General features: G+C 73.8%; 22 protein-coding genes. 14 read left to right on the top strand and 8 right to left on the bottom strand.

Going from position 1 to position 22891, the window contains the following annotated elements; translation table 11 throughout:
- Positions 1-9 precede the first annotated feature (9 nt).
- The 4 genes from ACFXAM_RS11125 to ACFXAM_RS11110 all read left to right on the top strand — a co-directional run bounded on the left by ACFXAM_RS11125 (position 10) and on the right by ACFXAM_RS11110 (position 3093).
- Complete coding sequence (locus tag ACFXAM_RS11125) at positions 10-138, top strand: albusnodin family lasso peptide (protein WP_350755147.1); 129 nt, start codon at positions 10-12, stop codon at positions 136-138.
- An 81-nt stretch (positions 139-219) separates the two neighbouring features.
- Complete coding sequence (locus ACFXAM_RS11120; protein WP_380289739.1) at positions 220-1917, top strand: albusnodin/ikarugamycin family macrolactam cyclase; 1698 nt, start codon at positions 220-222, stop codon at positions 1915-1917.
- A complete protein-coding gene (locus tag ACFXAM_RS11115) occupies positions 1914-2609 on the top strand; it encodes a lasso peptide biosynthesis B2 protein (RefSeq protein ID WP_380289737.1) in 696 nt (231 codons plus the stop codon). Before ACFXAM_RS11120 ends, ACFXAM_RS11115 begins: the two co-directional genes overlap by 4 nt.
- Entirely contained in the window at positions 2548-3093 is a 546-nt protein-coding gene (locus ACFXAM_RS11110; protein ID WP_380289735.1) for a GNAT family N-acetyltransferase, read from the top strand. Before ACFXAM_RS11115 ends, ACFXAM_RS11110 begins: the two co-directional genes overlap by 62 nt.
- 304 nt (positions 3094-3397) lie before the next feature.
- Here ACFXAM_RS11110 and ACFXAM_RS11105 read toward each other — a convergent pair whose 3' ends face one another.
- On the bottom strand, positions 3398-4690 hold the full coding sequence (locus ACFXAM_RS11105; protein ID WP_380289733.1) for an MFS transporter: 1293 nt from the start codon (positions 4688-4690) through the stop codon (positions 3398-3400).
- Between the two features lie 102 nt (positions 4691-4792).
- Here ACFXAM_RS11105 and ACFXAM_RS11100 point away from each other — a divergent pair, with 102 nt between their 5' ends.
- Entirely contained in the window at positions 4793-5803 is a 1011-nt protein-coding gene (locus ACFXAM_RS11100; protein WP_380289731.1) for a DUF5937 family protein, read from the top strand.
- 184 nt (positions 5804-5987) lie between these two features.
- On the opposite strand, the gene ACFXAM_RS11095 is transcribed toward ACFXAM_RS11100, so the two are convergent.
- Both ACFXAM_RS11095 and ACFXAM_RS11090 read right to left on the bottom strand, forming a co-directional pair.
- Complete coding sequence (locus ACFXAM_RS11095) at positions 5988-6407, bottom strand: nuclear transport factor 2 family protein (protein WP_380289729.1); 420 nt, start codon at positions 6405-6407, stop codon at positions 5988-5990.
- Positions 6404-6850, bottom strand: a complete 447-nt coding sequence (locus ACFXAM_RS11090) for an SRPBCC family protein (protein ID WP_380289727.1) — start codon at positions 6848-6850, stop codon at positions 6404-6406. The genes ACFXAM_RS11095 and ACFXAM_RS11090 overlap by 4 nt, the downstream gene beginning before the upstream one ends.
- A gap of 111 nt (positions 6851-6961) precedes the next feature.
- On the opposite strand from ACFXAM_RS11090, the gene ACFXAM_RS11085 reads away from it, so the two are divergent.
- A complete protein-coding gene (locus tag ACFXAM_RS11085) occupies positions 6962-7777 on the top strand; it encodes a helix-turn-helix transcriptional regulator (RefSeq protein WP_380289726.1) in 816 nt (271 codons plus the stop codon).
- A 70-nt stretch (positions 7778-7847) separates the two neighbouring features.
- Here the strand turns inward: ACFXAM_RS11085 and ACFXAM_RS11080 are convergent, their stop codons facing one another.
- The 3 genes from ACFXAM_RS11080 to ACFXAM_RS11070 form a co-directional block, all read right to left on the bottom strand.
- The gene (locus tag ACFXAM_RS11080) at positions 7848-8678 is read right to left on the bottom strand and encodes an alpha/beta fold hydrolase (protein WP_380289725.1); all 831 of its coding nucleotides are present in this window, start codon (positions 8676-8678) and stop codon (positions 7848-7850) included.
- 63 nt (positions 8679-8741) lie between these two features.
- Entirely contained in the window at positions 8742-9731 is a 990-nt protein-coding gene (locus tag ACFXAM_RS11075) for a hypothetical protein (RefSeq protein ID WP_380289724.1), read from the bottom strand.
- Between the two features lie 222 nt (positions 9732-9953).
- Positions 9954-10346, bottom strand: coding sequence for a VOC family protein (locus ACFXAM_RS11070; RefSeq protein ID WP_380289722.1), 393 nt, complete (start codon positions 10344-10346; stop codon positions 9954-9956).
- A gap of 222 nt (positions 10347-10568) precedes the next feature.
- Here ACFXAM_RS11070 and ACFXAM_RS11065 point away from each other — a divergent pair, with 222 nt between their 5' ends.
- Positions 10569-11897 carry a hypothetical protein gene (locus tag ACFXAM_RS11065; RefSeq protein ID WP_380289720.1) on the top strand — a complete coding sequence of 443 codons (1329 nt, stop codon included), beginning with the start codon at positions 10569-10571 and terminating at the stop codon, positions 11895-11897.
- Between the two features lie 96 nt (positions 11898-11993).
- On the opposite strand, the gene ACFXAM_RS11060 is transcribed toward ACFXAM_RS11065, so the two are convergent.
- A complete protein-coding gene (locus ACFXAM_RS11060) occupies positions 11994-13217 on the bottom strand; it encodes a metallophosphoesterase (protein WP_380289718.1) in 1224 nt (407 codons plus the stop codon).
- Between the two features lie 147 nt (positions 13218-13364).
- The gene (locus ACFXAM_RS11055) at positions 13365-14522 is read right to left on the bottom strand and encodes a LacI family DNA-binding transcriptional regulator (RefSeq protein WP_078879728.1); all 1158 of its coding nucleotides are present in this window, start codon (positions 14520-14522) and stop codon (positions 13365-13367) included.
- 330 nt (positions 14523-14852) lie between these two features.
- Between ACFXAM_RS11055 and hisC the strand changes: the two genes are divergently transcribed.
- From hisC to ACFXAM_RS11020, 7 genes are all read left to right on the top strand, one after another.
- A complete protein-coding gene (gene hisC / locus ACFXAM_RS11050; protein ID WP_380289716.1) occupies positions 14853-15923 on the top strand; it encodes a histidinol-phosphate transaminase in 1071 nt (356 codons plus the stop codon).
- 244 nt (positions 15924-16167) lie between these two features.
- Positions 16168-17676, top strand: coding sequence for an efflux RND transporter periplasmic adaptor subunit (locus ACFXAM_RS11045; protein ID WP_380289714.1), 1509 nt, complete (start codon positions 16168-16170; stop codon positions 17674-17676).
- Positions 17676-18467 (top strand): ABC transporter ATP-binding protein, encoded by a 792-nt coding sequence (locus ACFXAM_RS11040; protein WP_380289712.1) that lies wholly within the window; start codon positions 17676-17678, stop codon positions 18465-18467. Before ACFXAM_RS11045 ends, ACFXAM_RS11040 begins: the two co-directional genes overlap by 1 nt.
- Positions 18464-19675 (top strand): ABC transporter permease, encoded by a 1212-nt coding sequence (locus ACFXAM_RS11035; RefSeq protein ID WP_380289710.1) that lies wholly within the window; start codon positions 18464-18466, stop codon positions 19673-19675. Before ACFXAM_RS11040 ends, ACFXAM_RS11035 begins: the two co-directional genes overlap by 4 nt.
- Before the next feature lie 16 nt (positions 19676-19691).
- Positions 19692-20309, top strand: a complete 618-nt coding sequence (locus ACFXAM_RS11030; RefSeq protein ID WP_380289708.1) for a hypothetical protein — start codon at positions 19692-19694, stop codon at positions 20307-20309.
- A gap of 282 nt (positions 20310-20591) precedes the next feature.
- Positions 20592-21347: a response regulator transcription factor gene (locus tag ACFXAM_RS11025; protein WP_380289706.1), complete on the top strand. Its 756-nt coding sequence runs from the start codon at positions 20592-20594 to the stop codon at positions 21345-21347.
- 10 nt (positions 21348-21357) lie between these two features.
- Positions 21358-22887, top strand: a complete 1530-nt coding sequence (locus ACFXAM_RS11020; protein ID WP_380289704.1) for a sensor histidine kinase — start codon at positions 21358-21360, stop codon at positions 22885-22887.
- Positions 22888-22891: the final 4 nt, after the last annotated feature.

Here is a 22891-nt window from a genome sequence, read left to right as displayed (position 1 = left end):
GTGAACGACATGGAGAACCTGGTCCAGCTCGACCCCGAGCAGGAGGAGGAGGTCGTCGTCCTGGGCGACGCGACGTTCCTGACGAAGGGCAGCAACAACAACAGCGTCGAGGGCAAGCGCGCGCCGTACGACGCCTGACGCTGACGGCACGGCGGCGGCACCCTGACCCCCGGGGGTGCCGCCGCACCTTGCTCGGGCTCGATCCTTGGAGGTGATCGCATGAGCCTGTTCGGTGGATCAATCACCCCCCCGGCCGCCACGTCCCGAACGCCTGTCGGCGCAAGGGTGTTGTGGCGCGGCCCGTCGGCCTGGTCGGTCGACGCCCGGGTACGCCTGGCGGAGGGCGCCGGTGAGCGGTTGGCGGTCTTCGGCCCGTGCGGTGCCACGGACGCGGACCTGGATCGCCTCGTCCGTTCAACCGGTCTGCGCGTCCTGGACATGGCGGCAACCGCCTGGACGGGGGCGTACACCCTGGTCTTCGACGACGGCCGCGGCGAGCTCACGGTGTGGGCCGACCCTGCCGGCGCGGCCCCGGTCTACATCACCCAGGCTGACGGGACTTTGGTCTGGGCATCGAGTGCGCTCGCGCTGGCCTCGCTGATCGGCGCCGAGCCGGACGAAACCTGGCTGGCCGCGCACCTGGCCGAGCCGACCGCGTGGGTTCCCGGCCGGTCGGCTTGGAAGGGAGTGGAACAGGTACCGCCGGGGCATCGCTGGACCGCCAACGCGCACGGCGCTTCCGCCTTCGCTCCGTTCTGGCGGGCGCCCCGCCTCGCCTGGGGCGACGCCGTACAGCGGCTGCGCGACGACCTGGAGGACAGCGTGCTCATCCGGGTTTCCGGACAAGCGGCGTCCTCCGATCTGTCGGGTGGTCTCGACTCCAGTACCCTTGCGGCGATCGCCGCAACGTCCGGTCCTGTCACCGGCCTCACCTACCACCCCAAGGGGCGGGAGAGCGGCGGAGACATCGACCACGCCCGCGCCGTCGCCCGTGCGTTCCCCGCTATCCGCCACCGCTTCATGCCCCTGGGCCCGGAGCACCTGCCCTTCGCGGACCTCGATTCCGTCCCGTTGACGGACGAACCGGCGCCGTCGGCCATGGTCCACGCCCAACTCTCCGCCCAACTCCGTTTGTTGGCGGTTGACGGCATGAACGTGCACCTGACCGGGGACGGCGGGGACTCCCTGTTCATGCCGCCCCCGGTGCACATGGCCGACCTGGCGCGATCGGGTCGGTTCCTCCGCCTGGCCGACGACGCGCAGGCATGGGCACGGCTCTACCGGTCGAGCCCCTGGACAGTGGTGGCCGCGGCCTGGAAGGACCCCGGAAAGCTCGGCGGTGCGACGGCGCCGATGCCGTGGCTCACCCGCCGCACGCTCGACCTGGCCCGGTCCGTCACCGCTCCACACGCGGACACGCTCACCCTCGGCCACGCCGACCGCTACCTCCTGGGAGAAGCACGTTACGTCGGCCGGACCGCTGCGACGGAGAACCAACTCGCAGCCGCGCACGGCATCGAGATGCACAACCCCTACACGGACGCCCGCATCGTGGAGACCGTCCTCGCCACGTCCGCGACGCAACGATGGTCCGCACGCCGCTACAAGCCGCTGCTGACCGACGCCGTGACCGGTCTCCTGCCTCAAGGGGTCCTTCAGCGGGGCGCCAAGGGGGTGTTCGCGGCCGATCACCACCACGGGCTGCGCGCGAACAAGGCCCGGGTCCTGGATCTGGTGGACGGGCACCTCGCCGGCCTCGGGCTCATCCGTCCGGCGGCCGTGCGCTCGCTGCTGGGCCATGCCGTGCTCGGCGTCGACATCCCGTGGGGCCTGATCGAACCGGTTCTCGGTACGGAACTCTGGCTCCGGTCCTCGGCCGCGGCCGGACAGGCGGTTCGCTGGGAGGAGAGGCCATGACGATTCCCACGCCGACGAAGCACACGCGTACCGCGCTGACCGCTCGCGCGGGCGTGGTCGTCGACTACCGGACCGGCCGGACGGTCCTCCTCACGGGCGACACGCTCACCCGCTGGCTCGACGCGCTGAAGCACAGCGCGGCGCCGGCCCCGGTCTCCCCGCGCGACTCGCAGGTCTCCTGGGGAACCCGCGAATCCCCTGCCCGTCTGGAGGGGGTCGCCCCGCCACCGTGGGCATGGCGGCTGGCGGCGGCGGCCGTCGTGGCGACGACCTTGGTCGTACGTACGGCAGGCCGTCCTGGCAGAAGCTTCGGTCGCCTTCGCCGTCTTGCCGAGGCCGGCGGCCACCTGCCGCTCCCGGGCGCACGCCACGCCGGCCTCGCGGTGCGCTCGGTCCGTTGGGCCGCCCGCGCGTTTCCCGCCCGTGTCGCCTGCCTGGAGGAGAGCGTGGCGGCCTCCCTCCTTCTCCTGCTCGGCGGCCGTGGTGGTGCCTGGCGCCACGGCGTGGCCACCGACCCGATACGCCTGCACGCCTGGATGTACGACGTTCACGGCCTGCCGGTGGAGGAACCCGAGCAGACTGGCGACTGCACACCGATCAACGCACCGACCGACCCGGAACGAGGCATCGATGCCCACCCCTCACATCCTGCTGCCCGGCGAGCGCGTCAGCTTGGCGATGACCAACCGTGACCACCTGGCCGACTACCACCGATGGGAGAACGACCCCGGCACCATCCTCGGCTTCGGCACGCAGGTCGCCCAGTCCTGGGAGGTCCGCGCGGGCGGCTGGGAAGGTCAGGGCCGCAACCGCGACTACCCCCAGTTCGAGGTGGTCGCCGGCGACGACCACACGCCGGTCGGCATCACGACCCTCTCGATCGACCCCGCCGTGAGGACGGCCGAGTACGTCATCCTCCTCGCCCCGGAGGCACGCGGTAAGGGCTTCGCGGCCGAGGCCACTGAGCTGACGCTCCGCTGGGCGTTCGAGTACACGGCCCTGCGGATGGTGTGGCTCAAGGTCCTGGAGCCGAACGTGGCGGGCGTCTCCGCCTACCAGAAGGCCGGCTTCCGGCCCGCGGGCCGGCTGCGGCAGTCGGGCTACTGGCGCGGCCGTCCCTGCGACGAACTCCTGATGGACGCCACCGCCGACGACTTCCTGCTCACCAACGCGTAGGCCTGACCGGCAGAGGCGCCTGAACAACTCCATGAGCACACCGGATCGCCCCCGACCCGGCGGGAGGGGCGATCCGGCCACGAACTGCCCTCGGTGACCAACCTCGGCGCCGCACGGCGACGGGGCCACCGCCGTCGAGTCCGGCTACGACGCCGAGGCCCTCGCGGGCATGGCCGAGAAGTCCGCCGAGTTCGCCGCCCAGGGCAACAAGGTCTACCTCCCCCTGGCCGACTGACACACCGCGCCCGGGCGCCGCCCCGAGAGCTGTCGCTTCTCGGGGCGGCGCTTCGCCGTGGTCACCCCTTCACCGCAGGGCGCCGGGACCGGACAGTTCGCGCCGGGTGCGCAGCGGTGAGAAGAAGATCGGTACCCAGACCGTGGCCAGCCCGGCCGCGCCGACCCACAGGGCGGTTCGCACCGAGGCGAGTTCGCCCAGCAGGCCGGCCAGGGCGGCGCCGACGGCGAGCGAGCCGGTCAGGACGACCCGCATGGTGGCGTTCATCCGGCCGAGCAGGTGGTCCGGTGTCACGCTCTGGCGGAAGCTGACCGTGATCACGTTGTCGATGCCGACCTTGCAGGTGGTGATCAGCCAGGCCGCCGCGGCGAGCCAGAGGGCCGGGCCGCGATCGGCCAGCGCCAGCAGGCCGCCGAGCGGCGCGACGGCCAGGCCCATCAGCCACAGCACCCGACCCGCGCCGAGTCGGTGAGCCAGCCGGCGGGCCGACTGCGAACCGATGAACACCCCGACGCCACCGGCCGCGAAGAACAGGCCGATGATGCCGTCGGAGAGGCCGAGTTCACGGGCGAACAGCACCGGCAGCATGGTCTGGCAGAGCTGGATGGACAGGTTGGTGCAGGCTCCGGCGAGCGCGACGGCCCGGAGGGTCGGGTGGCCGAACACGAAGCGCAGGCCCTCCCGGATCTCGCCGCCGAGGCGGGTGTCGCGCCGGTGCCGCGGCTGCGGCTCCGGCCGGCGGATGCGCAGCAGGAGGATCGCCGATCCCAGGTAGCCGGCCGCGTCGACCACGATCGCGGTCGGGGCGGACAACAGCGCCACCAGGAAGCCGCCCGCGCTGCGCCCGCCGATCAGGGTGAGGGCGTCCACTGTCACCAGGTGGGCGTTGGCCCGGGTGAGCTGGTCCCGCCCGACCAGGTCGGGCAGTCGGCTCAGCGTGGCCACGTCGAAGAAGACAGTGGCCGCGCCCGCCAGCAGGACCACCACATAGAGCTGCTGGATCGTCAGGCAGCCGAGCAGCCAGGCGGCCGGCACCGACCCGAGGAGGGCGGCCCTGGCCAGGTCTGCGGCGATCATCACGGGTCGCTTGCGGATCCGGTCCACCCAGGCTCCGGCCGGCAGACCGATCAACAGGAAGGCGACGGTGCTCAGCATCGCCAGGAGGCCGACCTGTCCGGCCGAGCTGTGCAGGGCCAGGACGGCGGTCAGCGGGATCGCCAAGGAGCTCACCGCGGTGCCGAGTCTGCTCACTGCGGCGGCACCGATGAGCAGGCGGAAGTCCGGGTTTCGGAGGACCGAAGGATGCGGATCGGGCGTGGGAGCGGCCGTGTCCGGCCCGTGGGCGAGATCAGTGCTGGTCATGGAGCGAGGTTCCTGCCGCGCCGCCCGGCGGGCGAGGAATTTAGGCTGGGCTGAATCCTGACCCGTCGGCCGCCGGGTCCTCCGCCGCAGAGGGGCTGCACCGTGCTGGACCTGGCATTCTCCGTCCGTGACCTGGCCCGCACCCGGTTCGCTCTTTCGCCGCTGTGGGAGGTGGTGGCCAGTGTCAGGGTGCTGAAGCATCCGGCCGAGCACCCGCTGCACCGCCCGTGGATCGATCAGGTTCGTCGCCGGTTGGCAGCCTCGGGGCTGGACTGGCGCCTGCTCGCCGATCTGGTCCCGGACCCGCCCCGGTCGATCCCGGTCTTCATCGCACCACCACCGACAACCTCGGTCGCTGATTTGGGGCTTGAGCTCGCCGTTCTGCGCGCGACGCCACCCGAGAAGGTCCGGTCCGGCCTCAGCGGCCCACGTGCGCCGCGTTCCGAGCGGATCGACCGGCTGCGCGGCGATCCGCGCCGCGGTCTCGCCCAACTCGCCGAACAGGTGGAGAGTTACTGGGAGATCGCACTCGCGCCGCACTGGCCCCGGCTGCGCTCCCTCCTGGAGGGAGACGTGCTGCACCGGGCCCGGCTGTTCGCCGAGCACGGAGCGGACCAGCTGCTGGGCGACCTGGCGTCCGGCGTGGCCTGGGACGAGGACACCCTGTACGTCGGGCACCGCTATGTCCGCGGCAGCCGGCAACTCGGCGGGCGCGGGCTCCTCCTCGTTCCGTCGGTGTTCGTCTGGCCCCGGGTCTTCTCCGTGATCAGCCCGAACTGGCAGCCCACCCTGCGCTATCCGCCGCGCGGCGTGGCCGCGCTCTGGGAACGGCGATCCGCCGTCCCGCAGGCACTGGCGGCGGTCATCGGCCGGTCCAGGGCCCGCCTGCTGGCGGAACTCGACACCCCCGCCTCGACGACCGACCTGGCCCGCCGCACCGGGATCACCCCCGGCGGAGTCTCCCAGCACCTGACCGCTCTCCGCTCCGCCGGCCTGGTCGACGCACACCGCAGCGGCCGGTACGTGCTCTACGTCCGCACCGAGGCGGCGGAAGTCCTGCTGGCTGCTGCGGATCCCCAGGGTGACGAGGCGGATGTGGTGGTCCCGGGCTGAAGTCCTGCTCTGCTCGATGAAGATCTCCCGGCGGATCCGCGACGAGCACGGGGACGGGGCCACCGCCGTCGAGTCCGGCTACGGCGCCGAGGGCAACAAGGTCTGCCTCCCCCTGGCCGGCCGACCCCGGGAGAGCGAAGCGCCGCCCCGGGGTCACCCCGGGGCGGCGCCTCGTCGTCCTCGGCTACCGCGCGGTGTCGCCGAAGACCATGCGGTGTCCGCGCGCGGTGTCCAGGTACTCGCGGACGCGGTGGACCAGACCGTCGCGGAGTTCGAAGACCAGGCAATAGTCATTGGCGTAGGGGCGGCCGTCGGAGAGGGTCGCGGTCATGGTCTCCTCCACGATCACGTGCTCGCCGGCGAGGTGGAAGGCGTGGAAGGTGACGTCGACGTCGGCGGCGAACAGGCGGGAGAAGTCCTCGGCGAGGAAGCGCGTGATGGCCTCCCTGCCGATCATGTGGCTGGGGCGGTCCAGCGCGGTGGCCGTGGCGTTCCCCGGAGGTGCCAGCCACTCGGCGTCCTCGGTGAGGACCGCGGAGATCCGGTCGGCGTCGTGGGCGGCGAACGCCCTCCAGGCGGCCCGGACGACGTCGAGGCCGTTCATCGGAGCGCGTCCGAGGCGGGCGCCGCTCCGGACGGGGCCGGTGGCGCGGCCTCCAGCGTGCGGCGGATCACCGCCGAACCGTGCTCGACGGACTCGGCGATCGGTGCGGCCAGGGCGTCGGGCAGGACGTCGGTGTGCCACACGAACCGCGTCCGGCCGCCGGGCTCCGGAAGGGCCTGCATGGACGCGTGGTGGTGGGACGGGTGGAGGCTGCCGCCGATGACCGTGTAGGCGACCCGCATCGCCGCGTGGTCGAGGTCGACGAGCCGTTCGAGCACGATCGTGCCGTCGGCGAAGGTGACGGTGCGGGTGTCCGCGCTCAGCCGGGTGCCGGTGACGAACCCGGGCGCCAGTCGCGTGTGCACCGCGCCGTAGTCGCTGAGCACCGACCACACCGCCTCGGGACGGGCGTCGATGACGAGTTCCTTGTGGATCGAGGCCATGGGGGGCTCCTTCGTGTCCTCGGGTGGCCCCAGCATCCGGGGCGGGGACACCGGCGGTCTTGAAGATCCTTGCGGGCCGTTCCGTCGTACCCGGCGGGTACCGTTCGCGGCATGCTGTCCGCCTCGACCCTCGCGGCGCGCCCGGAGTTCACCGTCGCCGTGGTGGGGTGCCGCTCCGACCACGTCCGGTGGTCGCGGCCGGAGATCCGCGACGGCCACCGCCTGGTGCTGGTGCGTCGCGGCAGGTTCCGGCGGTCGGCCGACGGGGTCGACACCGATCTGGACCGGACCATGGCCTACCTGGGCGCGCCCGGCGAGCAGGAACGCTTCGCCCACCCGGCCGGCGGCGACGTCTGCACGTCGGTCGACTTCGAGCCCTCCCTCCTCGGGCGCCCGCCCGCCGCGGCGACGGTGCACGTCGACGCGCGCGTCGATCTCGCCCACCGCCGGCTGGTCGCCGCCGCGGGCGCCGGTGACGTCGACTACGCGCTGACGGAGGAACTGCTCCGCCTCGTCGCGGCCGCGGCCGGTGAGCCGGCCGTCCGCTCCCGGCCCGCCGACCGGGCGCTGGCCGCGGCGGCGCGCGAGGCGATCGTCGAAGAGGCCCCGGAGGCCGGGGGGCTCTGCGCACTGGCCGCGCTGCTGGAGGTGTCGCCCTACCGGCTGAGCCGGGTGTTCTCCAGGGAGACGGGCGTCTCGCTGACCCGCTACCGCAACCGGGTGCGGGTCGCCCGGGCCATGGACCGGCTCGCCGCCGGCGAGCCCGGCCTCGCCGACCTCGCGGCCCGGCTCGGCTTCGCCGACCAGGCGCACCTGACCCGCGTCGTCCGCGAGCACGTCGGCCACACCCCCGCGGCGCTGCGTCGCCTGCTCGCCCCGGCCCCCGCCGGTCACCGCCGTGGGACCGACGGATCCCCGCGTCCGTGACGTCCGGCGCAGGGGTCCCCCCGGACGTTCCCCCCCGGACGTCCCCCCCGGACGTTCCGCGCGGCGACGCTCAGGGGGCCGGGCGGGTGGCGAGGAAGCCGAGCAGCAGGCGGGCCAGTTCCCCGGGCTGTTCCAGGTGGACGTCGTGGCCGGCGTCGCGGATGCTGACGGCGATCGTGTCCGGGCGGAGGCGGAGCATTTCGGCGAGTTCGGCGGGCGCGACGATGCCGCGCCGGGCGAGGACGACGAGGGTGGGGCAGGAGACCTTGGCCCACTCCGGCCAGAAGTCGCGCCGGGCGTTCTCGGCCAGCGAGCCGATCATGACGTCCCGGTCGAACCGCGGCCACCAGCCGTCGGCGCGCCGTTCCAGTCCGGCCGCCCAGCCGGCTCCGGCCGCACCGCCGCCGAAGAACTCGGCGGCGGCCTCCGGGGAGGGGAACGGGCAGGGCCAGGAGTCGAGCCAGCCGCCCACCTCGGCCTGGAGGCCGGGGTCCGCCGCGCCGGCGCCGGCCTCGACCAGGACGAGCGCGTCCACCAGGCCCGGGTGGGCGGCAGCGGTGAGCATGGCGGTGTGGCCGCCGAGCGACTGGCCGGCCAGCACGGCCCCGCGCAGTCCGAGGGTGGTCAGGACGGCCGCCGCGTCGGCGACGTAGGCGGCGCGCGAGACGTCGCCGGGCCGGCGTTCGGAGGCGCCGTGGCCGCGCTGGTCGACCGTGACGACGCGGTGTCCGGGGCCCAGCCGTGCGACGAGCGCGTCCCACTCGCCGCCGTGGCCGGCCAGGCCGTGCAGCAGGACGACGGGCCGGCCCGGGCCGCCGGTGTCGCGGCAGAGGAGCCGGACGCCGTCACGGACCACGGTGTGCTCGGACGGGTACCGGTCGCTCGATCGCTGCGTCGTCATGGAACGATCATGTGGTTGACGGCCCCCCGGACGTCAACCACACGGTGCGCTCCCCGGACGGTCCTAGAGGACGGGGGAGCCGTCCACCGAGAGCGTCGCCTTCACGGTGGTGTCGACCGGGCCCTGGTCGGTGTCCGGGACGAGGCCGAGCGAGTCGGAGAAGTAGCTCCCCGGGCCGCTGAAGCCGGTGAGCGAGAGCCGCACGTTGTAGTGCTGGGTCGCGCCCTGGCCGAGGCCGCCGACCACCGGCGGCAGCTGCCAGACGCTGCCCGAACCGGGGACCGTGACCCACTGGCCGCCCTGGAGCACGTCCAGCTTGAGGTCGGCCGGGACCGGGCGGGAACCGTCGCCGAGGCGCAGCGTCGGGTTGATCGTGGAGCCGATGGCCGCACCGTTGTTGGTCAGCTTGAGGTCGGTCTCGAACGGCTTGGTGTAGGAGACGCCGCCCGAGACGTTGCTGAAGCTCTGGACGAGGGCGCCGGTGGGGGAGGCGACCGGCAGCGTCACCGGGCCGCTGTTGGTGCTGTCGTTCTGGTCGTTCACCAGCCCGACCTCGACGGCGGTGTCGTCCGCCGGGAGGGCGGCCTTCAGCTTGAAGGAGACCGCCCAGCTGTAGGTCGTGTGGGCCGGCACCTTGAAGGGCACGAAGTACATGCTGTTCTCGGGCAGGACGTAGCCGGAGAAGCTGTTGCCGGCGCCCCAGGACCGCAGGCCGTAGGTGGCCGGCGCGGAGATCGCCTTGGCGCTGAAGTCGATCCAGGTCCACCCGGTCGGGGCGGAGCCCACCGGCTTGACGGTCACCGCCGGGTGGAACGGCTGCTCCTGGTCGGAGTTGTTGGTGACGGTCATCGTCAGCTCCGCGCCGTTGCCGCCGCGGGTCAGCGGGGCCTGCCCGGCGTTCGCCTCCAGGGTGGCGACCAGGGGCAGGGTGCCGGCCGGCGCCGGAGCGTCGGCGAAGGCGGCCGTCGGGACGAGGACGGCACCGGCGGTCACGGCCACCAGGGTGGCGGCGGCGAGCGTGCGGGAACGGCGGGCGGACGGGCGAGCGGACATGGCTATTTCCCCCCGGAAACAGAGTCGGATGCAGCCCTGGTGCCGGGGTCGGCCCGCTTGCGGTGCGGGCCCGGCGGCTGCGATGGGAAGAGCTTCCCAGACGGATCGTTCGCGCACCTACACAGCGGTGTCACCACCGTGTAACGGTGCGTCGGGCGGCCGCCGGAGCCCCGCCCCGGCGGCCCCGTCGGCGGCGGGAACGCCCCGGGCCGAGGCGGTCGGTCAGGCGGCGTCCTCGGGGTACCAGCGGAGTTCGACGGTGTTGCCGTCCGGGTCCTGGACGTAGACGGAGGTGGCGTCGCCGCGGGCGCCGTAGCGGGTGACGGGGCCCTCCAGGACGGTGAAGGTGCCGGCGTCGATGACCTCCTGCCAGTCCAGCGGCTCGACGGTGAGACAGAGGTGGTCGACGTTGGACCCGCCGCGCGGGCGGGCCGTCAGGTCGATGATCGTCTCGGGGGTGATCCGGATCGAGGGGAAGGGGGCCCGGCCGGCCCGCCACTCGTCGACGCGGACCGGCTCCAGCCCGAGCAGTCCGCTGTAGAACTCCAGTGAACGTTCGACGTCGCGGACGTTGAGCACGAGGTGGTCGAAGGCCTTCACGCGCACGGCGGTCATGGTCGCTCCAGTCGGGGTGGGCGCGGTCGATGGTGCCTTCCACGATCCGCCGGACGGGCTCCGCGATCAAGGCCCGCTTTGTCGACGTGTAGGGAATTGTCGTTCAAAAATAGTTGGTTGACATTCCAATATGAAGGTCGGATAGTCTGCCGCCCGCGCGACGGGGGGGAATCCCCGCGCAATCGCCGGGAATTGCGTCGATTTCGGACCATTGAGGTACATGTGAGAATTCGCCATGCGCTCATGGCGGCGGCGCTGGTCGCGTCGCCGATCGCGCTGACCGCCCCCGCCGCCCAGGCGGCCGGGAGCGATCCGGCCCGCAGCATCCGGATGGACGGGTTCGCCTCCGTCGAGCCCGGCGGCGGCTGGTCCGAGGGGTCGGTGACCGTCAGGAACGACACCGACCAGGTCTCCGCCGACCACGTGCTGGTCTACTTCGGCTCCGAGATGATCGGCGTGGACGAGATCGTCGCCGAGTACGCCGACGGGGCCTCCGGGGCGTGGCAGCCGTTGAAGCTGACGGCCCAGGACCTCGGCGGGAAGACCGGCGGGCACGAGGGCACCGCCGCGGACCTCACCGGGGCCGGGGTCGAGGTGCAGCCGCACGCCGAGCGGATCTTCAAGCTGCGGTTCAAGCTGGTGCAGACCGAGCGGCGGGGTCCGGCGACGGACTTCGGCGTGGAGGCCTTCATCGGCCCCCGGCTGGGGACGGGCGGCCAGGCCGAGGAGTGGGTGTCGCGGACCGGCCGGGTGGCCAAGGTGAACGGCCTCACCACGACCATCGAGGGGCTGCCGAAGTCGATTCCGGCGGACGGCAGGCCGCACCCGTTCAAGGTCTCGATCAAGACCGCCAACGCGTTCGACTGGCACATCACCACGGCCTCGTTCTTCCTGTGGGCGGGCCAGGGCGTCGGCTCGATGGAGGGCCCGCCGGCCTGCGACGCGCAGGTGGACGTCCAGGACCCGAAGGACGGCAGCTGGCACCGGGTGGGCCTGGGAGCGGTCGGCATGGTCGGCGGCACCGTCGACGTCGCGAAGTGGGCCGCGGGCCCGGTCGACAACAAGGTGCTCAACGCCCGGATCACCCTCGGCAGGAACTTCAAGCTCGGCTCCTCGGACCCGGAGCTCGGCTTCGGCTACTACCCGGGCGCCGGCCCGGTGACCTTCTGGACCACCCAGCCGGTCGCCACGACCCCGGTCGACGGCGCGCCCGACTGCGTGAACCCGGACGCGCCGACGCCGAGCGTCCGGCCCACCACGACCACGACCGCGACCACCGCGCCGGCCCCGACGGCCACCGGCTCCGCGGCGGCGCCGAGCGCCGCCCCGAGCGCGTCCACCGCGCCGAGCGCCACGCCGAGCGCGACCCCGTCGGTGGTCAAGGCCGCCGCCAAGCCCTCCCCGACCGCGACCGGCGGCCGGCAGTCCGAGCTGGCCGACACCGGCTCCTCCGGCTCCCTCGCCACGGCGGGCATCGCCGCCGCCCTGCTCGCCGTCGGCGCCGCCGCCGTCGCGCTGACCCGCCGCGCCCGGCGCGCCGGCCGCGGCTGATCCGCCGCGGCCCGGCCGCACGATCCGCACCGCCCCGCAGGGCCCGCCCTGCGGGGCGGGGCGCGTCCCGGCCCCGGGCGGCGCGGGCCCGCGGGCTCAGATCGGCAGGCGGGAGACCAGCAGACGGCCCTCCATCGTCACGCCGCCGTCCATGGCCACGGCCAGGTCGTCCGCGTAGACGTACGGGCCCGGGACGTGCGGCGGCATGCCGTCGTCGGCGTGCACCGCGCCGGTGAGGTACGGGATCGGGCTGTGTCCGTGCACGACGCGCGCCCCGCCGTAGGTGTCCAGCAGTTCGCGCACGGCCATCGGGCCGGCGTCGCCGCGGAAGGCGAACCGCTTGGTGAACCGGCGGAAGCAGTCCCACCACTCGTCGACGCCCTCGTCCGCGAGCAGGTCGTGGACGGCGTCGTTGACCTCGGCGATGGACTCGCCGTACTCCAGGTACGCGGTGGTGTCGGAGTGCAGCAGCAGGTGGCCGTCCTCCAGGGCGATCGCCGGGAGCCGGGAGAGCCAGCTGATGTGGTGCCCCTCCAGCCGCTCCAGGTCGCTCTGCTGGCCGCCGTTGAGCCGCCAGGCGGCGAGGAAGGAGGCGGTGCCGGCGGTGGACTGGACCGGCTCGTCGCCGTACTTGGCGGCGCCCAGGAAGAGCAGCTCGTGATTGCCCATCAGGGCACGGCAGTAGCCGCCGGCCGCGGCCGCCTCGGCGGCGAGCTGCATGACCAGGTCGATGACGCCGATGCCGTCCGGGCCGCGGTCGGTGAAGTCGCCGAGGAACCAGATCCGGGCGCGGCCGGCCGACCAGTGGCCGTCGGCGTCGATGATGCCCTGGTGGCGCAGCTCGGCGCGGAGCTCGTCGAGGTAGCCGTGCACGTCGCCGACCACGTAGAGCGGGCCGGGCGGCTCGCCGGGGCCGGGGGCCGGGTACGGGTGGTAGGGCAGGCCGGGTTCGGCGAGCGGGGGGCCGAGCTCGATGGTCGGCGGGTCGTCGCTCTGCGCGCCGCTGCCGGGGCCCTGGTGGCCGCCGTGCGCGGGGGACGGGTGGTCGGTCAGGGTGGGCTCGTAACCGCCGTGGCCGTCGTGGCCGTTGGGGGCGTGCACGGTGTGGCCGTGCTCGGGGCCGGCGGCCGGCCAGTGCTGTTCGAGGTAGCGGGCGCCGCCGTAGCCGCTGTAGGTCTCGGCCTCGTAGCCGCCCCCGGAGTAGCCGGCGGCGGGTTCCGGTTCGTAATAGGTGCCGTACGGCAGCACGTCGAGGTCCGGCTGGTGGCGGGGGCCTGAGTCCGGGTGTTCAGGCCCGGGGAAGCGGTCCTCGGGTGTCATTCGCCCATCATAGGAAGACCACTCTCCCGGCGTCGTCACCTGGTGGGTATCCAATCCTCCGGAGCGTCAGCCGGTCGGTCCGTCAGGTCCGTTTTGTCCCGACTCGGCAGGGGGTGGGCCGCGCACCCGGAGGGGTGCGGCCCGGGGTCACACCTCGCCCGGCGGGCGGGGCGGGCTGACCGTGGTGCGCGGGCTCCGCCGTTGGGAGGAGGCGCGCACGATGAGTTCGGTGGGCATCAGGGTGCCGGGCGGCGGGCCGGTGCCGGCGGTGCGGAAGCGTGGCGGGAAGAGCCGGGCGATGTCGACGCCGGTGCCGGAGTCCACCCCCTCGATGGCGTCGATCAGCAGGTTCACCACGGTGGTGCCGATCCGCCGCGGCTTGAGCGACAGGGTGGTGATGGGCGGCTCGGTGGTCGCGTAGACGTCGCTCTCGCTGCAGCAGACCAGCAGCAGGTCGTCGGGCACCCGCAGGCCGTAGCGGCGGGCCGCGGCGAGCAGGTCGGTGCCGTTGGGGTCGAAGAGGCCGTAGACGGCGTCCGGCCGGTCGGGGCGGGCGAGCAGCCGGTCGGCGGCGACGGCGCCGGCGGCCGGGTCGTGCGCGGGGTAGGTCTCGTAGACCGGCTCCTGGCCGACCTTGGCGCACCAGCCGAGGTAGGCCTCGGTGGAGAGCCGGGTGTAGGTGTCGGTGCTGGTGCCGGTGAGCAGGCCGATCCGGCGGGCACCGGCCTCGGAGAGGTGGTCGAGGATGCCGAGCACGGCGGCCTCGTGGTCGTTGTCGACCCAGGCGGTGACCGGGCAGTTGCCCGGCTTGCCGTCGCTGACCACCGGGACGCCGGACCGGTACAGCTCGCTCACCAGCGGGTCCTGGTCGGGCGGGTCGATCACCACGGTGCCGTCCAGGGCGATGTTGCCCCAGACGTCGTGCCGGGAGGAGGCGGGCAGCACCACCAGCGCGTAGCCGCGGCCCAGGGCGGCGCTGGTCGCGGCCCGGGCCATCTCGGCGAAGTAGGCGAACTCGGTGAAGGTGAACGGCTCTTCGCCGTAGGTGGTGACGGTCAGCCCGATCAGGCCGGACCGTCCGGTGCGCAGGGTCCGTGCGGCCGCCGAGGGGCGGTAACCGAGGCGCTCGGCGACTTCGCGCACCCGGCTTCTGGTCTCGTCGGGCAGGCGGCCCTTCCCGTTCAGCGCGTCGGAGACGGTGGTGATCGACACTCCGGCGGCTGCTGCCACATCCCGGATGCCGGCCCGCTCCAGACGCCGTGAGGTGGTGGGACGCCGACCGCTCTGGTTGGCTGCTGCTGTCATGGCGGACCGATCGTATGGCTCCTGACAAGGGTCTGTGACCGGCGCATTGGGAGCCTGTGGAGATACGTTTCTCCATGAGTGAGCCCGCGCGCGCCCCTTCGATCCCCGGACGAAACCTGCCGGTTCACCTCTGACATGTGCCAAAGGAACCCGGCAGAATGGCTGATCTGCACCTGTAGCCCGACCGGGCATCTCACTCCTACGGGTGAGTGCGATCGGTATCGTTCGGGGCACCCGACCGGGGTGGACCGGATGCGTTCCGATCCCGGGCACGGCGGCGATCCCGGCCGTGGCGGGCGAACGCAGCGGAAAGACAGAAGGAGACCGACCGTGACCGCAGCACAGGGCCCTCGCCTCAGGCCGACCCTGGACGGCATTCCCACCTACAAGCCGGGCAAGCCCGCCGGCGCCGACGCGTACAAGCTGTCGTCCAACGAGAACCCCTACGAGCCGCTCCCCGGCGTGCTGGAGGCGGCGGTGGCGGCGGCCGGCAAGCTCAACCGCTACCCGGACATGGCCGTCACCGAACTGACCGCCGTGCTCGCCGAGCACTTCGACGTGCCCGCCGAGCACATCGCCACCGGCACCGGCTCGGTCGGCGTCGCCCAGTCGCTGATCCTGGCCACCGCCGGCCCCGGCGACGAGGTGATGTTCGCCTGGCGCTCCTTCGAGGCCTACCCGATCATCACCCAGGTCGCCGGCGCCACCCCGGTCCCGGTCCCGCTCACCGCCGGCGGTGACCACGACCTGGACGCGATGCTCGCCGCGGTCACCGAGCGGACCAGGCTGATCTTCGTCTGCAACCCCAACAACCCCACCGGCAACGTGATCCACCGCGCCGAGCTGGAGCGCTTCCTGGACGCCGTCCCGGCCGACGTGCTGATCGTCGTCGACGAGGCGTACATCGAGTTCATCCGCGACCCCGAGGTGCCCAACGGCATCGACCTCTACCGCGACCGCCCGAACGTCTGCGTGCTGCGCACCTTCTCCAAGGCGTACGGCCTGGCCGGGATGCGGGTCGGCTTCGCGATCGCCCACGAGCCGGTGGCGGCCGCCCTGCGCAAGACCGCGGTGCCGTTCGGCGTCACCCAGCTGGCCCAGGACGCCGCCGTCGCCTCGCTGCGCGCCGAGGACGCCCTGATGGTCCGGGTGGACGCGCTGGTCGAGGAGCGGAACCGGGTCGTCGCCGGGCTGCGCGCCCAGGGCTGGGAGATCCCGGACTCGCAGGCCAACTTCGTCTGGCTGGAACTCGGCGAGCGCTCGCAGGAGTTCGCGGCGGCGTGCGCCGAGGCCGGCGTGATCGTCCGGCCGTTCCCGGAGGGCGTGCGGATCTCGATCGGCGAGGTCGAGGGCAACTCGATCTTCCTCGCGGTGGCGGAGGCGTTCCGCAAGGAGCTGTGACCCCTTCCGCGGCGTTCGCGGGGGCGTCCGGGCCCGGCGGGGCACGGGCCGGCCGTCCGGCGGCTCAGGAGCGGCTGGGGATCCCGTGGGAGGCGGCTGGGAGGTCGGTCAACACTTCGCCCACGGCCCGCCGGGCCGGTGCCCGGCGGCGCCCGGACCGCGGCCTATGACCCGGTTCGGGCGGTCAGCCGCCTCCCAGACGGTGTCCAGGGCGGTGCAAGAGCGCCCCGGGATGCTGGGCGCCATGAAGGTGTTCCCGCGACGGCGAGGTGCCGTCCTCGTCAACTCCGCGCTCGGCGTGGCCCTGTTGGGTGCCGCCGCCCTGGCGTACACCGTGCTGGACGACGACCCCGGCACGGCGGCCGCCAAGGCCCCGGTCCGGACGGCGACCGTCACCAAGGGCACGGTCCTGGCCACAGTGTCCGGAACCGGCACCCTGGCCTCGCCCACCGACGCGGCCCAGGACTTCACCACCGGCGGGCGGCTCACGGCCGTCAACGTCGCCGTCGGGGACATGGTGGCCAAGGGGCAGGTGCTCGCCACCGTCGACACCACCACGGCCCAGCAGCAGGTGGACGCCGCGCAGTCGGCGCTGAACACCGCCACGGCCAACCTGACCAAGGCCCGCGCCGGCGTCACCACGACGACCGTCCAGCAGCTGCCGGCCAGGTCCGGCGCCTCGTCCGGATCGTCCGGATCGTCCGGGGCGAGCGGCCGCGGGGCGGGCGGGAGCAGCGCGCCCGCCCCGCAGGCCGATCCCTCCGCACAGGCCGACCCCGCCCCGCAGGACGACCCGTCCGGGCAGGCCGACCCCTCCGCGAAGGCCGACCCGTCCGCGCAGATCAGCCCGTCCGCGAAGGCCACCGTCCCGGCGGCGCAGACCACCGTGCCCGAGCCGCGGACCACCACGATCACCACCACCAAGGTCGACGACGCGGCGGTGGCCCAGGCCGAGCAGCAGCTCTCCACCGCGCAGACCAACCTCGCCAACGCCCAGGCGGCGCTGGCCGGGACGACGCTCACCGCCTCGGTGGACGGCACGGTCGCCTCGGTGGGCGGCAAGCCCGGCGACACGGTCGGCCCGACCGGCGGATCCGGGAGCTCCTCCGGCGGCTCCTCGTCCGGCTCCAAGGCGTCGGTCGGCTCCTCCACCGCCCCCAGCGGCTTCATCGTGCTGACCAACCCGACCGGGATGCAGGTCACCGCGAACTTCTCCGAGCTGGACTCGCTCAAGCTGAAGAAGGGCGAGGCCGCCACCGTCACGCTGAACGCGCAGTCCGACCGCAGGTTCAACGCCTCCGTGCTGTCGGTCAGCCCGCTGCCGGTGAGCGGCTCCGGCGGCGGGTCGGCCGCCGTCCAGTACACGGCGACGCTGCAGCTCTCCGGGGACGTCAGCGCGTTGCGCACCGGTCTGAGCGCGACCGTCTCGGTGGTCACCGGTGAGGCGGACAACGCCCTCTCGCTGCCCACCGCGGCCCTGTCCGGCACCGGCGCGAGCCGCACGGCCACCGTGGTGCGGCCGGACGGCGGCACCGAGCGGGTCGGCGTCGAGGTGGGCGTCGAGGGCGACACCACCGTGCAGGTGGTCTCCGGGCTGGCCGAGGGCGACCGGGTCGAACTGGTCTCCACCAGCGGCTCCAACGGCTTCCCCGGCGGCTCCTTCCCGGGCGTGAAGGGCGGCGTGCCGGTGATCGAGGTCCCCGGCGGCGGTGGCACGGGCGGCGCGGGCGCCGGCCGGGGCGGTGGCCGCTGATGTCCCACGACCACGCCGGGGCGCCGGCTCCGGTGATCCGGATCCGCCGCCTCACCAAGTCCTACGGCCGCGGCGACGCCACCGTGCACGCCCTGCGCGGCCCCGACGACCCGGCCACCGGCGCCCCGCTGGGCGTCGACCTGGACATCGAGCAGGGCGACTACGTCGCCGTGATGGGCAGCTCCGGCTCCGGCAAGTCCACCCTGATGAACATCCTCGGCTGCCTCGACGTGCCGACCTCCGGGCGCTACCTGCTGGACGGCACCGACGTCGGTCACCTGGACGAACGGCAGCTGGCGCTGGTCCGCAACCGCAGGATCGGCTTCGTCTTCCAGTCCTTCAACCTCGTCCCCCGCACCACCGCGCTGGCCCAGGTCGAGCTGCCGCTCGCCTACGCGGGCGTGCGCTCCGCCGAGCGCCGCCGCCGGGCGCTCGCCGCGCTCTCCCTGGTCGGCCTGGCCGACCGCTCCGGGCACCGGCCCAACGAGCTCTCCGGCGGCCAGCAGCAGCGGGTCGCGGTGGCCCGGGCGCTGGTCACCGTGCCCGCGATGCTGCTCGCCGACGAGCCCACCGGCAACCTGGACAGCCGCTCCACCGAGGAGGTGCTGGCGCTCGTCGACGGCCTCAACGCCACCGGCCGCACGATCGTGCTGATCACCCACGAGGACGAGGTCGCCCGGCACGCCAAACGGGTGCTGCGGCTGGTCGACGGCGCGGTCGTCGCCGACGTCCGGCAGGCCCCGGTGGACGGTCCGCCGCCCGCGCTGCCCGGGGCGGGGGTGCCGGCGTGATCCTCTGGCAGACGCTCCGCTTCGCCGCCGGCGGCCTGGCCGCCAACAAGGTGCGCTCCGCGCTCACCATGCTGGGGGTGCTGATCGGGGTGGCCTCGGTGATCCTGCTGCTGGCCGTCGGCAACGGCTCCTCGGTCGCGGTCAAGGAGTCGATCACCTCGCTCGGCACCAACGCGCTGACCGTGACCTCCGGTTCGGCGACCGGTGGCGCGCGCTCGGCCGGCACCGCCAAGAAGCTCACCGTGGCCGACGCCCGGGCGCTCGCCACCGAGGCGGACGCGAACGCCGTCCGGTCGGTGGCGCCGGTGGTGACGACGAGCGGCACCGCGCTGTACGGGGACATCGCGTACAGCCCCGGCTCGATCGTCGGCACCTACCCGGCGTACTTCGAGACCGCCAACCAGAAGGTCGGGCACGGCGAGTACTTCACCGCGGACGACGTGCTGAACTCCCGCAAGGTGGCGGTGCTCGGGGCGACCACCGCCAAGCAGCTGTTCGCCACCGCCGACCCGGTCGGCAGGACGATCACCGTCGGCGGGACCCCGTTCACCGTGGTCGGCGTGCTGCGGGCCAAGGGCGGCACCGGCTTCACCGACCCCGACGACGTGCTGATCGCCCCGCTGCCGACGGTGCAGAACGCGTTCACCGGCTTCGGCCCGGTCAACCAGATCCTGGTCCAGGCGGGCTCGGCGGACCGCACGGCGCCGGCCCAGTCCGAGATCACCCGCGTCCTGCTCGGCACCCATGCGATCGCCGACCCGAGCAGGGCGGACTTCCGGATCAGCAGCCAGACCTCGCTGCTCGGCGCCCGCGAGTCGACCAGCAGGACCTTCACGGTGCTGCTCGGCGCGGTGGCCGCGATCTCGCTGCTGGTCGGCGGGATCGGCATCACCAACATCATGCTGGTCACCGTCACCGAGCGGACCAGGGAGATCGGCATCCGCAAGGCGCTGGGCGCCCCGCGCGGGGTGATCCTCGGGCAGTTCCTCGCCGAGGCCACCCTGCTGTCGGTGATCGGCGCCGGACTGGGCGTGCTGGCCGGGATCGCCGGCGCCCGCTTCACGATCGTCGGCATCGAGCCGGTGGTGATACCCGAGTCGGTGCTCGGGGCGTTCGGCATCGCCGTCGCCATCGGTCTGTTCTTCGGAAGCTATCCCGCCAACCGGGCCGCCGCGCTGCGCCCGATCGACGCCCTCCGCCACGAGTGACCAAGGAGCGCTGAACATGAGCGACGAGACCGAGCCGCACACCCCCGCCGAGCAGGTCGTCCTGCTCGCCCCCGCCCCGGACGCCCGGGACGTCGGCGGAGAGCCGGCCGCGCCGCCGCGCCGGCGGCTGCCGTGGGTCCCGCTGGTGCTGTCCGGTGTGGTGATCGCCACGGCGGCCTTCGCCGGCGGCGTCTGGTACCAGAAGGACCAGGGCTCCGACCGGGCCGGCGGCCGGACGGGCGCCGCCGGGGCCCAGCAGCCGCGGGGCGGGGCGGGCGGCTTCCCCGGCGGCGTCCCCGGCAAGGGCGGGCAGGGCGGGCAGGGCGGGCAGGGCGGCGCGGGCGCAGGCAAGGAGGTGCAGGGCGGCCAGGGCGGCTTCACCCGGGGCACGGTCAAGGCCGTGGACGGCACCACCGTCTACCTCACCGACAGCAACGGCAACACCGTCAAGGTGACCACCGCCGACACCACGAAGGTGCAGCTCAACAAGGAGGGCACGGTCGGTGACCTGCAGCCCGGCCAGAGCGTCACGGTGGTGGGCACCCCGTCCGGCGACGGCGGCTACGCCGCGACCCAGCTGATCGGGGGCGCCGCCGGACCCGGCGGCGGTTCCCGGTCCGCGTCCGGCGGCTGACCCGGCCGCCCCGGACGCCCGCGCGGCCCGGCCCCGGTTCCTCCGGGGGGCCGGGCCGCGCACCCCCGTCGCGGCTCGCGCCGGACCGCCGCCCGAGCCGTCCGCACACCATCGAGGCCCGCCCTGCCGGTCCGTCCGTACAAATCCGCCCGATAAGGTGTTAATCCAACATTCATCGATGGCCCATAGCCTCCCCGGGCTAGCCTCAAGCTGAACGCCATCGTCCGACCGGGAGGCGGAACCCCCGTGCAAGGCACTGTGTCGACACCAGGAACTTCGGCGGTGAACAGCGGCGGCCCTGGGGAGGCCTACCTCCTCGTCGTCGACGACGAACCGAACATCCGCGAACTGCTGTCCGCCTCGCTCCGCTTCTCGGGCTTCCGGGTCGCCTCCGCCGGGACCGGCGCGGAGGCGCTGCGGCTGATCGCCGCCGACCGCCCCGACCTGGTCGTCCTCGACGTGATGCTGCCCGACCTGGACGGCTTCACCCTCGTCGAGCGGCTGCGCGAGCAGACCAGCCGCGGCCTGATCGCCGGCCCCGCCCACGGCCACCCCGGCGACCACCTGCCGGTGCTCTTCCTCACCGCGAAGGACGGTGTGGGCGACAAGGTCCAGGGCCTCGCCGCGGGCGCCGACGACTACGTGACCAAGCCGTTCAGCCTGGAGGAGCTGATCGCCCGGATCCGCGCCATCCTGCGCCGCTCCGGCGGACCGGCCGAGGACGGCCGGCTGATCGTCGCCGACCTGCTCCTCGACCCGACAGCCCACGAGGTCACCCGCGGCGGCAGCGTCGTCGCGCTCTCCCCGACCGAGTTCAAGCTGCTGCACTACCTGATGGCCAACGTCGGCCGGGTGGTCTCCAAGGCGCAGATCCTCGACCACGTCTGGGCCTACGACTTCGGCGGTGACCTCTCCATCGTCGAGTCCTACATCTCCTACCTGCGCCGCAAGCTCGACTCCGGACCGGCGCACGGGCCCAAGCTCATCCACACCGTGCGCGGCATCGGCTACGCCCTGCGCCGCCCGCCGCAGGGCTGAGCACCACGCAGTGATCGTCGCCCCGCCCCGCCGGCTCGGCCGGCTGTCCCTGCGCGCCCGGCTGCTGGTGCTGGTGCTCGTGCTGGTCACCACCGGGCTGGTGGTCAGCGACACCGTCGTGCTCGGCAGCGTCCGCCACCAGCTGCTGCAGCGGCTCGACGAGCAGCTGGAACGCTACGCCGAGCCGCTCGCCCGCCGGGCGCCGTCCCGGCTCAGCTGGCCGGACGCCAAGCAGCAGCAGGTGCCGGTGGCCGGCGGCAAGCGCACCTCCACCCAGTACCTGGCCACCCTGCCCAGCCAGTACCTGGTGCAGTACCTGTCCGCCGACGGCAAGGTGCAGTTCGTGGTGCGCCAACCGGTCTCCGAGAACGACCCGGCGCCGCAGCCGGCCGGCTTCGACCCCGCCAGGCTCGACCCCGACACCCCCTTCGACCTGCCCGACCAGCGCGGCGGCCGCAACCGCTGGCGGGCGCTGGTGCTGCCGGTCCAGCGGCAGAGCACGCCGGTCAGCCCCTTCGCCGCACCCGCGCCGAACTCCGCGTACGTGATGGTCGCGGTCTCCCGGGAGGACATCGACGGCACCGTCGCCCGGCTGCGCACCGCCTTCCTCGGCATCGGCGGCGCCGTCCTGCTGCTGATCGCCGCGCTCGGCTTCTTCGCGGTGCGGACCGGGCTGCGGCCGCTGCGCCGGATCGAGGAGGGCGCCCAGCGGATCGCCGACGGCGACCTCTCCCACCGGATGCCCGTGCTCCCGGCGCACACCGAGGTCGGCCGGCTCTCCGTCGCGCTGAACGGCATGCTGGCGCAGATCGAGTCGGCGTTCGCCGCCCGCCAGGAGTCCGAGGCCCGGATGCGGCGGTTCGTCGCGGACGCCTCGCACGAGCTGCGCACCCCGCTGGCCGGCATCCGCGGCTTCGCCGAGCTGTACCGGATGGGCGCCCTGCCGACCGAGGCCGACGTACGGCGCACCATGGGCCGGATCGAGAACGAGGCGGTGCGGATGGGCGCCCTGGTCGAGGACCTGCTGGTGCTCGCCCGGCTGGACGAGGAGCGCCCGCTCGACCTCGCCCCGATGGACCTGCGCACACTCGCCGCCGACGCCCTGCACGACCTCACCGCGCTCGACCCGAGCCGCCCGGTCGCGCTCACCGGCCCGGCCGGCAGCGGCCCGCCCGGGCCCGCGCCGGTCCTCGGCGACGAGGCCCGGCTGCGCCAGGTGGTCACCAACCTGGTCGGCAACGCCGTCAAGCACACCCCGCCCGGCACCCCGGTGCGGATCGGCGTGGGCACCGACGACGGCCTCTGCCTCCTGGAGGTCGCGGACGCGGGCCCCGGCCTCACCGCCGACCAGGCCGCCCTGGTCTTCCACCGCTTCTACCGCGTGGACGGCTCCCGCAGCCGCAACGACCGGCGCGGCGGCGCGGGCCTCGGCCTCGCCATCGCCACCGCCCTCACCCACGCCCACGGCGGCGCCCTCACCCTGCACACCGCCCCCGGCAACGGCGCCACCTTCCGCCTGGAACTCCCGCACCAGCGCTGAGGCC

It is taken from the genome of Kitasatospora sp. NPDC059462, assembly GCF_042749955.1.
Taxonomy (GTDB): Bacteria; Actinomycetota; Actinomycetes; order Streptomycetales; family Streptomycetaceae; genus Kitasatospora.
The sequence above is the reverse complement of the archived record's forward strand: the minus strand, read 5'-3'. Positions and strand labels throughout refer to the sequence as shown.

Excerpts from the sequence above, each read along its gene's own strand:
- ACFXAM_RS11125 (WP_350755147.1), top strand. The coding sequence starts at position 10 with ATGGAGAACCTGGTCCAGCTCGACCCCGAGCAGGAGGAGGAGGTCGTC.
- ACFXAM_RS11120 (WP_380289739.1), top strand. The coding sequence starts at position 220 with ATGAGCCTGTTCGGTGGATCAATCACCCCCCCGGCCGCCACGTCCCGA.
- ACFXAM_RS11115 (WP_380289737.1), top strand. The coding sequence starts at position 1,914 with ATGACGATTCCCACGCCGACGAAGCACACGCGTACCGCGCTGACCGCT.
- ACFXAM_RS11110 (WP_380289735.1), top strand. The coding sequence starts at position 2,548 with ATGCCCACCCCTCACATCCTGCTGCCCGGCGAGCGCGTCAGCTTGGCG.
- ACFXAM_RS11105 (WP_380289733.1), bottom strand. The coding sequence starts at position 4,690 with ATGACCAGCACTGATCTCGCCCACGGGCCGGACACGGCCGCTCCCACG.
- ACFXAM_RS11095 (WP_380289729.1), bottom strand. The coding sequence starts at position 6,407 with ATGAACGGCCTCGACGTCGTCCGGGCCGCCTGGAGGGCGTTCGCCGCC.
- ACFXAM_RS11090 (WP_380289727.1), bottom strand. The coding sequence starts at position 6,850 with ATGGCCTCGATCCACAAGGAACTCGTCATCGACGCCCGTCCCGAGGCG.
- ACFXAM_RS11085 (WP_380289726.1), top strand. The coding sequence starts at position 6,962 with ATGCTGTCCGCCTCGACCCTCGCGGCGCGCCCGGAGTTCACCGTCGCC.
- ACFXAM_RS11080 (WP_380289725.1), bottom strand. The coding sequence starts at position 8,678 with ATGACGACGCAGCGATCGAGCGACCGGTACCCGTCCGAGCACACCGTG.
- ACFXAM_RS11075 (WP_380289724.1), bottom strand. The coding sequence starts at position 9,731 with ATGTCCGCTCGCCCGTCCGCCCGCCGTTCCCGCACGCTCGCCGCCGCC.
- ACFXAM_RS11070 (WP_380289722.1), bottom strand. The coding sequence starts at position 10,346 with ATGACCGCCGTGCGCGTGAAGGCCTTCGACCACCTCGTGCTCAACGTC.
- ACFXAM_RS11060 (WP_380289718.1), bottom strand. The coding sequence starts at position 13,217 with ATGACACCCGAGGACCGCTTCCCCGGGCCTGAACACCCGGACTCAGGC.
- ACFXAM_RS11055 (WP_078879728.1), bottom strand. The coding sequence starts at position 14,522 with ATGACAGCAGCAGCCAACCAGAGCGGTCGGCGTCCCACCACCTCACGG.
- ACFXAM_RS11045 (WP_380289714.1), top strand. The coding sequence starts at position 16,168 with ATGAAGGTGTTCCCGCGACGGCGAGGTGCCGTCCTCGTCAACTCCGCG.
- ACFXAM_RS11040 (WP_380289712.1), top strand. The coding sequence starts at position 17,676 with ATGTCCCACGACCACGCCGGGGCGCCGGCTCCGGTGATCCGGATCCGC.
- ACFXAM_RS11030 (WP_380289708.1), top strand. The coding sequence starts at position 19,692 with ATGAGCGACGAGACCGAGCCGCACACCCCCGCCGAGCAGGTCGTCCTG.